Below are 10,228 nucleotides of genomic sequence, written 5' to 3'. Positions count from 1 at the left end.
CCTCCCACTCCCCCGTCCGCCGTCTTACAGAGGCGTCCTCACATCTCAACTAAATTTCCCCCTTATTGCCATTCCGGCTCATAAAGCACAATCTTCATCAGACACACCTCATCGCCCATCTTGATACTTTTCAGCAATTCCACATCGGCCCTGCAGGCAAAGGCCCGTTCAAAGAGAACCTTGCTGTAACCGGTCGTACACTGGCACCATGTGTTTGTTTCTAATTTTTCCACATCCGCCATCATAGGACAGGGGCAAAAACTGAATTGGAGAAACAGTTCTCCATCTTTAGAGAAAAGACCGGCTGCCCTTGCTTTTTCTGAACCTGTAAACTCTTCGATGTTTGATGCGGTCGACTTCAGTTCTTTTACCAGTGCAAGTTTTTCCTCCATTCCGTAACCACACTGACAGTTCATTCTTATTTTCTTTATGGCTGCGGGTTCAAATCGGCTTTCCAAACGGTGTATTGCAGACTTTACCCATTCCGCATCCTTTTCTGTATTTTCTGAGCGTTCTTTGCCGTATACCACTTCACCGGCTATTTCTTCATTGCTTTCCGCTTTGACAGATTCATAGATAACTCTTTCTTGTATTTTTCTTATATCAAACATGATTTCCTCCATATTTTCGACTGATTAATTCAATCGGCCTGCTGCCGATAAGTTTATCAAATCAGCCAGATATCCAAAGTTTTTTGATGTACATTGACCCGAAACTCCCCCGAGCTTAAATACCCCCTTTTCTTCCCTCACTTTTTACAATACCGTAAGACGGCAGGCGGTGTGCGGTACTGTATGTCCCAAATGACAGGGGCGCTTCTTTTCCCGACATCATAAAAACGGCCTCCTTTCTATCCGAAGTAGTTCTAAACACTTACGATTATAGAAAGAAAGCCATCCTGTTGACTTCTGAAATCTTGCTCTTATTCAATTGGAATACATAAATCCATAACTACTCTATGATTGTCCCTGTCTATCCATTGATAAATATTAAGTCCGTAGCGCTGTGCCATGGTATAACCGCTTTGAGGCAGCCAGACACTGAAAATCCCCTGTAATGTCTCAAAAATATCTTTGATTTCTCCGTCGAAACGGTAGACAATCCACCTGCCGCCCCGGATCCACATCACATTACTCAGGTCACAGTCCTCTTCCACCGTCATGCAGATATCGCAGATACACTGCGCCGAATTTGTAATAGCCGGATCATTAAAAAAACGCTCCACGAGAATCGACGTTTCATTCAATTGTGCTTTGTATTTATCTACAAAACAATACCAGTTTTTTTCAAGATCAATATAGTTTCCAATAAACCGCTCATACACCACAAAAAAATCATCAAGCTCTTTAATTTCAATCTGTGCGGCGTATTCCTCCGCAGTTTTAAAATAAGCAAACCGCTCCGGGGTAAAGGGAACCGGCATTCTGAGCGTTGGTATTGCCTGCTTAAAACAGGACGGGGAAACATCGTGATGCTTTTTAAATACGGAGCTGTAGTTGGAAGAACTGTATCCGTAATCCAGTCCGATCTCTGTAATCGCTTTCGCAGGATTTAATTTTATATCAACGGCGCTCTGGTCAACCTTACAGCGTTTAATAAACGAATAGATGCTTTCCCCGGTCTCTTCCTTGAAAATTCGGCTAAAATGGTATTTCGATATAAAAAAATGGGCCGATACGGTATCCAGCGATAAATCCTCCCCTAAATGCTGCATAATATAATCAATGCTTTGATTGACCAGTTTTTTCCTGTCCATATAATTCCATTTCTCCGTTATTCTTTTTCTCCGTTCATCTTCTCCCAGTACATTATCTCACCGTACGTTATCTCGCCGTCCATCATCCTGCCTCCCGGCTTCTCATTCCTTATAAAATCCTCACCTGGCATATGCTCATGGCCTTCAGCGCGTTCTCATGGCTCTCCGGCGTCACACCCGCGCAGCAGCCGGCCCTGACGCTCACCGGTGTATTGGGAACGGCCGCTTTGATGAGAAGCGCATTGGAAATAACACAGATATCCGTACAGAGGCCCGCCAGTTCAACCGACTCATAGCCCCCCTCTTTTACATATTCGGCCAGCCCGGTGCAGCCGAACGTCGGCTTTTCAAACCGTTTTCCTTCATATTCATTCAACTGGCCGCATAGTTCCCAGCCTTTTGTTCCCTTGATGCAATGCGCAACCGGCAGATTTTTCCCCTCTAGTGTGTCCAGGTAGCCGCCGTCATGAGTGTCCAGCGTAAAGACAACCTCCTGGCCCTCATCGAGGTACTGCTCAATCAGGGCTTTGACGCCCGGTACAATCGCCTGGGCCTCTTCCGTCCCCAGGGAACCGTCTACAAAATCATTCTGCATGTCAATTACTGCCAGTAATTTTTTCATTATTACCGCCCCTTTCCTTGTCCGCTCTGTCTGCTTTCACATATTTTTAAAATTATATCACAATTTTTCTGCAAACGCTATTGACAAATCCCCGGAAAAGTATTAGGATGAATGAAAATAAAAACCGTTGAAAAAGAGGAGTAAGTTATCTTACAACATCACAGAGAGCCGTGACATGGTGGAAGCATGGTATGAAGTTGATAGCCGAATGGACTTTTGAGGGCAGCCCTGAACAACAGTATGGGCTGACGGAAACCGCAACCGTTATCTGGCGGCATATATGTTTGTATATGATTGAGTGGACTTGAAGTCAAAGTCAATTTGGGTGGTACCGCGGATTTATCAATTCGTCCCAGATGCAGTTTTCTGCGTCTGGGATTTTTTATTTTGTTAAAAAGCTCTCCGGGCAGAACCGAACTGCAGCGGACAAAACCGGGAACCGTCCCCTCAGAGAAACGGAATTTTATTTGCAAAAATCATAAAAACAGTAAATGGAGGAAAGAATTATGAAAAAGAAAGTATTTGCATCATTATTAATCGGCGCTATGGCAGCATCCATGTTATCCGGCTGTTCTTCAGGAAATACGGCAGAGACGACAAAGGCACCTGAGACGGAGGCCGTTTCAGCAGCAGAATCCACAGAGGAGGCCAAAACTTCCGAAGCTGCTTCCGAGGCCGGACAGACCGGAGAGCTTGCAGAAGGAAAATATACAATCGGTATCGGCCAGTTTGCCGTTCACGGTTCACTCGACAACTGCCGGGAAGGTTTCATCCAGGGACTTGCAGAAGAAGGTTTTGTAGAAGGCGAAAACCTGACCATCCTCTATGAGAACGCCAATGCCGACGGCGGTACATCCAGCCAGATTATCACCAACTTTATTTCCAAAAAAGCGGATTTAATCTGCGGCATTGCAACTCCAATCGCACAGAGCGCCTACAGTGCTGCCAGAAAAACGGGAACCCCCGTTATCTATACGGCAGTCACCGACCCGGTTATGGCTGAACTTGCCAATGCAGACGGCACACCGGTCGGCGAAGTGACGGGAACCAGCGACAAGCTTCCTGTAACGGAACAGCTTCAGATGATCCGTGAGATTCTCCCTGATGCAAAAAAGATTGGTATCATGTACAGCACAAGCGAAGTTAACTCCCTCTCCACGATTGAAGAATATAAAGCAGCCGCTCCGGAATACGGATTTGAAATTGTTGAAAGCGGCGTTTCCTCAACGGCAGACGTTCCGCTGGCGGTCGACCAGCTGGTTCAGAAGGTTGACTGTATCAACAACCTGACGGATAATACGGTAGTAAGCGCTCTTCAGGTTGTCCTGGATGCGGCTAACAAAAAAGGCATTCCGGTATTCGGAAGTGAAGTAGAGCAGGTTAAGGTAGGCTGCCTTGCATCCGAGGGACTTGACTATGTTGCTCTTGGAAGACAGACAGGACAGATGGCTGCCAAGGTGTTAAAGGGTGAAGCAAAAGCCAGCGAAATGAATTTTGAAATCATCAAGGGCGCTTCTTTCTACGGCAACACAAAGGTTGCGGAAAACCTGGGCATCACCTTACCGGAAAGTCTGACCGCAGACGCGGCGGAAATGTTTGACGAAATCACACAATAACTATTAAGAAGAAATTTGGAGGTTTGCCATGTCTATCATACTTGGCGTTTTGAATGAAGGTTTAATCTATGCACTGATGGCTTTGGGCGTTTATATCACCTACACCATCCTCGACTTTCCGGATCTTTCGGTAGACAGTACGTTCCCCATGGGAGCGGCCGTCACCGCCACTCTGATACTTGCCGGACTGCCGCCGTTTCTCACTCTTTTTATCGCATTTGCGGCAGGCGCCCTGGCCGGAATGGTTACAGGACTGATCCATGTCAAACTGAAGGTGCGTGACCTTCTTTCAGGAATTATCGTCATGACGGCGCTGTATTCCCTGAATTTAAGAATCACAGGCGACAAGGCAAACCTGCCGATTTTCAGTAAAGATACGATTTTTGACAATGAGTTTGTTTACGGACTCCCGTCACCGTTCGGTGAATTCAGCACCGTAATCATCCTTCTTTTGATTGTCGTTGTAGTCAAGGTGCTTCTCGACATGTATATGAAAACACGCTCCGGCTATCTTCTGCGCGCCGTAGGCGACAATGAAACTCTGGTCACCTCCTTAGCCAAGGATAAGGGTTCCGTCAAAATCCTCGGCCTGGCGCTGGCAAACGGCCTGGCCGCCCTCTCGGGCGCCGTGTACTGCCAGCAGAAGGGATTCTTTGAGATTTCCGTCGGCACCGGCACCATTGTTATGGGCCTTGCAAGCGTTATCATCGGAACCAAGGTATTTGCCAGATTCGGGAAACTGAAAGCTACGACGGCCGTTATCCTGGGAACCATCGTATATAAAGGCTGTGTTTCCATGGCCATGGCCCTCGGACTTAAAACACTGTACTTAAAGCTCATCACGTCCATATTCTTCCTTGTGATCCTCGTAGTCAGTGAGAATGGAAAGAAGAAGGTGAGATAAATGCTGGAATTAAAACACATTGATAAATATTATAACCACGGGACAGTCAATGAGATGTGCCTGTTTGAAGATTTTAATCTGACCATTGATGAACACGACTTTGTATCCGTAGTCGGGAGCAACGGTTCCGGCAAGACAACACTTTTAAATATCATCTGCGGCAGCATTCCGGTCGACAGCGGACGGATTATCATAAACGGCAAGGACATCAGCCGCATGCCTGAATTCAAACGCCAGCGCACCATCGGCCGCGTTTACCAGAATCCGGCCATGGGGACCTGCCCCAATATGACCATCCTGGAAAATATGGCCCTGGCGGACACAAAGGGAAAACCGTTCAATTTAAAGCGCGGCACCGACAAGCAAAGGATTGATTATTACCGTGAAAACCTGAGCACCCTCGGACTGGGCCTGGAAGATAAGCTGGAAGTGAAGGTCGGCGTACTTTCCGGCGGACAGAGGCAGGCAATGGCGCTTCTGATGTCCACCATGACACCGATCGAGTTCCTGATCCTGGATGAGCACACCGCTGCCCTGGATCCGAAAACGGCCGAAATCATCATGGAACTGACCGGCAAGATTGTCCGCGAAAAGAAACTGACCACCATCATGGTTACCCACAATCTCCGCTATGCCGTTGAATACGGCAACCGCCTCCTGATGATGCATCAGGGCCATTCCATTCTCGATCAGAAGGGCGAGGATAAAAAGGCCACGAAAGTGGAGGATCTGCTCGACCGATTCAATGAAATCAGTATTGAGTGCGGCAACTAACTGGTAATGCAAACGGCAGAACCGGTGAACTCATATCATCTTTAAACAATTTAATAAGGCGGGTCAGACACACTTCAATGTCTGCTCCGCCTTATTGTTATATCATAAGAAAAACTCCTGTGATGTAACAAGCCCTCCGGGCAGGATGCGCACTCGCTCGAAGATGTAATTTACCGCTATGCGGCAGCGCTCGGCGCGGGAATCCGGCTCACCGGATCCTATCTTTAGCTCCGTTTTCCGCAATCACGGCAGCCAGCCCGTCTATATTTTCATATAATATTCCGAGCTTCTTCGGTTCCAGTCTGGATACGGCCGCCGCTAATTTCCTATCCAGGAAACTCATTTTCTCCGGTCTCAAATCTCCGCCGAAATTTACCGTTTCCTCTGCATGTTCCAGCAGCGGGGATGGGAAATTATGCTTGAAAAAGTGGTCCGACTCTTCGGGTGTTGTACAGCAGATGAAAAGCACTGTCTTTTTTGCGAGCAGTGTCTTGAGATTCCTGGTGCAAAAGGACTTTACCTCTTTTTGTATTTTTCCCATGTAGATTGAACCGCCTATGACAATCCAGTCATACTGCTGCAAATCTGCCTCTCCAATGTTTTTTAAATCCATCATATCCGTGCCCGGGCCGAGTCTGCCCTTCAGATAATCTGCACAGTCCCGCGTACAGCCGTATCTGCCCGCAAATAATATCAGTGTTTTCATAATGTCTCCCTCGCCTTATGCGGCCGGATAACACCGCTATCGTCAGCGGCTGATCCCTTCTGTCAAAAGCTCCACAAAGTCGTCTGCAAGCCGGTTAAAATCTTCGAGCAGATAGAGCCGTTTTTCAATGGCGCTTATGACAAATCCCAGGAGCGCGCTTACAATCATCCATCCTGTGCCGCGGATACCGGGCCTGAATCCTTCTTCTTCAATTCCCTTTAAAAGGAGCCGGTCCAGCATATTGATTCCCTCGTTGGCCGGAGTTGCGTCTTTATTATCATTTGCAAAGATTACGTTCATTCCGCTGTAGATAATCGCTTTCGCCATCTCCGGTTTCCCGGTGAGAAATCTTATGAAATCCGCCAGAACCACCCGGAGCTGCTGCGTCACGGGGGCACTTTTATTCGCCTCCAGACAGGCGGCTGCGCTGCTCTCCGTCTCACGGCAGAGACCATCGGCCATATCGGTAATAATCTGTGCTTTATCCCTGTAATAAAGATAAATTGCCGTCGGGGAATATTCGATTTTTGCCGCTATCTTTCTGATTGATAAATTCTCGTACCCGTCCTGGTTAATAATTTCAACGGCGGCGTCCATGATCTTCTTTCTCATCTCCGCCTTCTCACCGTCACGCCGTTCCCTGATTCCCATAATCCGCCTCACTTAACAGTGTTAATTTAATTTACAGTGTAATAATAACCGGATTTTGTGAATTTGTCAATCGCGATACCATTTATATTATCTCCCGCCTTCCCCGATAAACAGCGGAAAACCAAGCTCTGCCCCACACTCCTCTTCACGCACCAGCAGAGTTTCATCCTCCGGTTCCTCAATGCAGCATCCCTTTCCCCTGGCCCGTGCACATTTTGGATACTTCGGGCAGATATACCGGAAACATATTTTTTCTCCGTTTTCCTGCTTCATTTTTTATCCTCCTTCTGACTTATATTTTATTTCATTATAATTCTTATTTACAGCTAATTCAATTATATTCCCACAATAGTTTGTTAAATTTAAAACTGTATCGAGAATTATTTAACAATTTATTGTGTTTTTTTCCATAAAATGGTATGGTTAATGCAATAAGTATATCTGGAGGCTCAGAGAGAACTTATAAACGGACACATTGAATATCAGCTCAGAACAGGAGGTATCGAATGATTAAAACAGAACTTCAGGACAGATATCAGCTTTACATCGGCGGTGAATGGCGCGATGCATCGGACGGCGCCATATTTACGGCCAAATGCCCGGCCGACGGCGGGAAACTGGCAGAATGTGCGCAGGCGACGAAAGAGGACGTGGATGACGCCGTAAAGGCCGCCTGGAAGGCCTTTGAGACATGGAAATGGGTTCCCACCAGTGAGCGCGCGGCGATTCTCAACAAGATTGCAGACATTATTGATGAAAATACAGAACATCTGGCCATGGTGGAGTCCCTGGATAACGGCAAGCCAATCCGTGAGACTATGGCAATTGACATTCCGCTGAGCGCCAAGCATTTCCGCTATTTTGCGGGCTGCATCCTGGCGGAGGAAGGCAGCGCCAACGTGCTGGATGAGCAGTTCCTCTCCTTAATTCTCCGCGAACCGATCGGAGTAATCGGCCAGATAGTGCCGTGGAATTTCCCGTTCCTGATGGCCGCCTGGAAACTGGCTCCGGTTCTCGCCGCAGGCTGCTGTACCGTATTTAAACCTTCCAGCGACACCTCACTCTCCGTGCTTGAATTTGCACGCCTTGTGCAGGATGTCATTCCAAAGGGCGTATTTAACGTTATCACAGGCTCCGGTTCAAGAGCCGGACAGTATATGCTGGATCACAGGGGATTTAGCAAGCTGGCATTTACAGGTTCCACCGAAGTCGGACGCCAGGTTGCCCTTGCGGCGGCAGACCGCCTTATCCCCGCCACTCTGGAACTCGGAGGCAAATCCGCCAATATCTTCTTCCCGGACTGCAATTGGGAGCAGGCCATCGACGGCTTACAGCTCGGCATCCTGTTCAACCAGGGCCAGGTTTGCTGCGCAGGTTCCCGTGTATTTGTACACGAGGATATCTATGATAAATTCCTGGAAGACGCCGTCAAAGCCTTTAATAATGTGAAAGTCGGCGTATCATGGGATCCGGAAACACAGATGGGAAGCCAGATTAACGCACGCCAGTTGGAAAAAATACTGAGCTATGTAGAGATCGGAAAACAGGAAGGCGCACGCGTCATCTGCGGAGGCGAGCGCATCACCGACGGCGAACTGGCAAACGGCTGCTTCATGCGCCCGACCCTGCTGGCCGACGTAACCAACGATATGCGTGTTGCCCAGGAAGAAATATTCGGACCGGTTGCCTGCATTATCAAGTTCCGTGACGAGGATGAAGTGATCCGCATGGCTAACGACAATGCATACGGCCTCGGCGGCGCCGTGTGGACCCGCGATATCAACCGCGCAATCCGCGTATCCCGCGGAATCGAAACCGGGCGTATGTGGGTCAATACATACAATCAGATTCCTGAAGGCTCACCGTTCGGCGGCTACAAGGAATCCGGCATCGGCCGTGAAACCCACAAAGTAATCCTGGAGCACTATACACAGATGAAGAATATCATGATTAATCTGTCCGAGTCTCCAAGCGGATTCTATCCGGCAAAATAAAGTGCTTACCGTTTATTAAAGAAAAATAATTTAAGAGAGGAAAAGGTTTATGGCCTTTTCCTCTCTTTTTCCGTGCGGTTTTAGTGCGGTTTTAGTGTGGTTTCAATTTTCTATATGGTTTCAATTTTCTGCATGGTTTCAATTTTCTGCATGGTCTCGACTGTGTGGATAAATACAGGGATTTCCGTCAATATCCAAGCTGGCAAAGGACATTGCCCGGCTCATCAATAATCACCAGATCCGCTTTATTGTCCATATAATGCTCCGCATTATGGATCAGAATGAGATGTTTCCCGCTGAAATACCGGATATAATGGGAAAATACATCTGAATTCAATGTTGTTCCCAAAAGGAGCAGTACCTCCGCCTTACCGATCTCTTCCGTCGTTCTCGTCATGATGCGGCTGTCTACCATCTCACCGAACAGTGAGACAAGGGGACGAATCACGGAGTTGCATATCCTGCAGTGAGGCACGCCCTTCTCACCCATAATATCCTCCACCGAGTAGTATTCCCCGCAGTGAGGACAGCGGTTCCTATAAATCGTGCCGTGCAGGTCGATGACGTTCTCACAGCCGCCCCTCTTCTCCTGTTCAAAGATATTGGATGTGATGATACACTGCAGATGTCCCGCTCTCTCCATGGCCGCCATAATATGGCTGGACGGGCTGGGCTCCGGTATCTTCTCCAGAATTTCTTTTTTGTAGAAATCGAAAAACTTAGACGGGCGTGTGTTGTAATAGGCGCTTGTAAAAATCTCCTCCGGTGAGGCTCCGTAAACACACTCAATTTCATAAGCCCGCTCCGGTTTCTTAATACCGATAAATCCGCTCTCCTCCATCATGCCGGAACCGCAGAGCGCCACCGTATAATTGCTTTTCCCCAAAATCTCCTGTAAATGCACGATTTGACTGTCCATATGCTTCCCTCCCTGTTTTATTGCCCCCGTAATATAATTCTATTATAACTATTCAGAATCTTTATAAAAATTACCATCCGATTCAGTTATTTCTATTATACTAAAAACAGAAAAAGGTTACAAGCAAAAGTGCGGGGAGTTGAGAAATGAGAGTTGAGAAATGAGAACGCCGCCGGGACGGCCGGGGGCGGGATGGTGAGAAGGGGGTATGAGTCTTCAGTCCGGGAGGTCGGTTGTCGCGGGTGGGAAATCCGGGCAGAAAAAGTTCCTGCGGGAAACGCTTGCG

Annotated in this window: 11 protein-coding genes and 1 other annotated feature; of the genes, 4 read left to right on the top strand and 7 right to left on the bottom strand. The window is 47.7% G+C overall.

Annotation, left to right across the window (positions count from 1 at the left end; genetic code table 11):
• Nucleotides 1-62: 62 nt before the first annotated feature.
• The 3 genes from QZT18_RS22690 to QZT18_RS22680 form a co-directional block, all read right to left on the bottom strand.
• Entirely contained in the window at nt 63-611 is a 549-nt protein-coding gene (locus QZT18_RS22690; RefSeq protein WP_294151882.1) for a DUF6144 family protein, read from the bottom strand.
• Nucleotides 612-922: 311 nt separating this feature from the next.
• On the bottom strand, nt 923-1,756 hold the full coding sequence (locus QZT18_RS22685) for a GyrI-like domain-containing protein (protein WP_294151880.1): 834 nt from the start codon (nt 1,754-1,756) through the stop codon (nt 923-925).
• Nucleotides 1,757-1,865: 109 nt separating this feature from the next.
• Nucleotides 1,866-2,378 (bottom strand): cysteine hydrolase family protein, encoded by a 513-nt coding sequence (locus tag QZT18_RS22680; RefSeq protein WP_294151878.1) that lies wholly within the window; start codon nt 2,376-2,378, stop codon nt 1,866-1,868.
• 118 nt (nt 2,379-2,496) lie between these two features.
• Nucleotides 2,497-2,736 (top strand) — a binding site (T-box leader).
• A gap of 148 nt (nt 2,737-2,884) precedes the next feature.
• Here QZT18_RS22680 and QZT18_RS22675 point away from each other — a divergent pair.
• Genes QZT18_RS22675 through QZT18_RS22665 form a run of 3 tightly spaced genes read left to right on the top strand, consistent with a single transcriptional unit; the run spans nt 2,885 to nt 5,672 of the window.
• Nucleotides 2,885-3,994, top strand: a complete 1,110-nt coding sequence (locus tag QZT18_RS22675; protein WP_294151876.1) for an ABC transporter substrate-binding protein — start codon at nt 2,885-2,887, stop codon at nt 3,992-3,994.
• A gap of 28 nt (nt 3,995-4,022) precedes the next feature.
• Entirely contained in the window at nt 4,023-4,898 is an 876-nt protein-coding gene (locus QZT18_RS22670; protein WP_294151874.1) for an ABC transporter permease, read from the top strand.
• On the top strand, nt 4,899-5,672 hold the full coding sequence (locus tag QZT18_RS22665) for an ABC transporter ATP-binding protein (RefSeq protein WP_294151871.1): 774 nt from the start codon (nt 4,899-4,901) through the stop codon (nt 5,670-5,672).
• Nucleotides 5,673-5,880: 208 nt separating this feature from the next.
• On the opposite strand, the gene QZT18_RS22660 is transcribed toward QZT18_RS22665, so the two are convergent.
• From QZT18_RS22660 to QZT18_RS22650, 3 genes are all read right to left on the bottom strand, one after another.
• Nucleotides 5,881-6,378, bottom strand: coding sequence for a flavodoxin domain-containing protein (locus QZT18_RS22660; protein ID WP_294151867.1), 498 nt, complete (start codon nt 6,376-6,378; stop codon nt 5,881-5,883).
• Between the two features lie 42 nt (nt 6,379-6,420).
• On the bottom strand, nt 6,421-7,029 hold the full coding sequence (locus QZT18_RS22655; protein ID WP_294151865.1) for a TetR/AcrR family transcriptional regulator: 609 nt from the start codon (nt 7,027-7,029) through the stop codon (nt 6,421-6,423).
• 87 nt (nt 7,030-7,116) lie between these two features.
• Nucleotides 7,117-7,302 (bottom strand): hypothetical protein, encoded by a 186-nt coding sequence (locus QZT18_RS22650; RefSeq protein WP_294151863.1) that lies wholly within the window; start codon nt 7,300-7,302, stop codon nt 7,117-7,119.
• Between the two features lie 233 nt (nt 7,303-7,535).
• On the opposite strand from QZT18_RS22650, the gene QZT18_RS22645 reads away from it, so the two are divergent.
• Nucleotides 7,536-9,023 carry an aldehyde dehydrogenase family protein gene (locus QZT18_RS22645; protein ID WP_294151861.1) on the top strand — a complete coding sequence of 496 codons (1,488 nt, stop codon included), beginning with the start codon at nt 7,536-7,538 and terminating at the stop codon, nt 9,021-9,023.
• 187 nt (nt 9,024-9,210) lie between these two features.
• Here the strand turns inward: QZT18_RS22645 and QZT18_RS22640 are convergent, their stop codons facing one another.
• Nucleotides 9,211-9,942 (bottom strand): Sir2 family NAD-dependent protein deacetylase, encoded by a 732-nt coding sequence (locus QZT18_RS22640; RefSeq protein ID WP_294151859.1) that lies wholly within the window; start codon nt 9,940-9,942, stop codon nt 9,211-9,213.
• Nucleotides 9,943-10,228 lie beyond the last annotated feature (286 nt).

Source organism: uncultured Clostridium sp. (assembly GCF_900547735.1).
Taxonomy (GTDB): Bacteria; Bacillota; Clostridia; order Lachnospirales; family Lachnospiraceae; genus Otoolea.
Note: the sequence above shows the minus strand (reverse complement) of the source record. Positions and strands in the feature narration are given on the sequence as shown.

Bases quoted from the DNA above. Each gene is read 5' to 3' on its own strand.
- QZT18_RS22690 (WP_294151882.1), bottom strand. From the start codon at position 611: ATGTTTGATATAAGAAAAATACAAGAAAGAGTTATCTATGAATCTGTC.
- QZT18_RS22685 (WP_294151880.1), bottom strand. From the start codon at position 1,756: ATGGACAGGAAAAAACTGGTCAATCAAAGCATTGATTATATTATGCAG.
- QZT18_RS22680 (WP_294151878.1), bottom strand. From the start codon at position 2,378: ATGAAAAAATTACTGGCAGTAATTGACATGCAGAATGATTTTGTAGAC.
- QZT18_RS22675 (WP_294151876.1), top strand. From the start codon at position 2,885: ATGAAAAAGAAAGTATTTGCATCATTATTAATCGGCGCTATGGCAGCA.
- QZT18_RS22670 (WP_294151874.1), top strand. From the start codon at position 4,023: ATGTCTATCATACTTGGCGTTTTGAATGAAGGTTTAATCTATGCACTG.
- QZT18_RS22665 (WP_294151871.1), top strand. From the start codon at position 4,899: ATGCTGGAATTAAAACACATTGATAAATATTATAACCACGGGACAGTC.
- QZT18_RS22660 (WP_294151867.1), bottom strand. From the start codon at position 6,378: ATGAAAACACTGATATTATTTGCGGGCAGATACGGCTGTACGCGGGAC.
- QZT18_RS22655 (WP_294151865.1), bottom strand. From the start codon at position 7,029: ATGGGAATCAGGGAACGGCGTGACGGTGAGAAGGCGGAGATGAGAAAG.
- QZT18_RS22650 (WP_294151863.1), bottom strand. From the start codon at position 7,302: ATGAAGCAGGAAAACGGAGAAAAAATATGTTTCCGGTATATCTGCCCG.
- QZT18_RS22645 (WP_294151861.1), top strand. From the start codon at position 7,536: ATGATTAAAACAGAACTTCAGGACAGATATCAGCTTTACATCGGCGGT.
- QZT18_RS22640 (WP_294151859.1), bottom strand. From the start codon at position 9,942: ATGGACAGTCAAATCGTGCATTTACAGGAGATTTTGGGGAAAAGCAAT.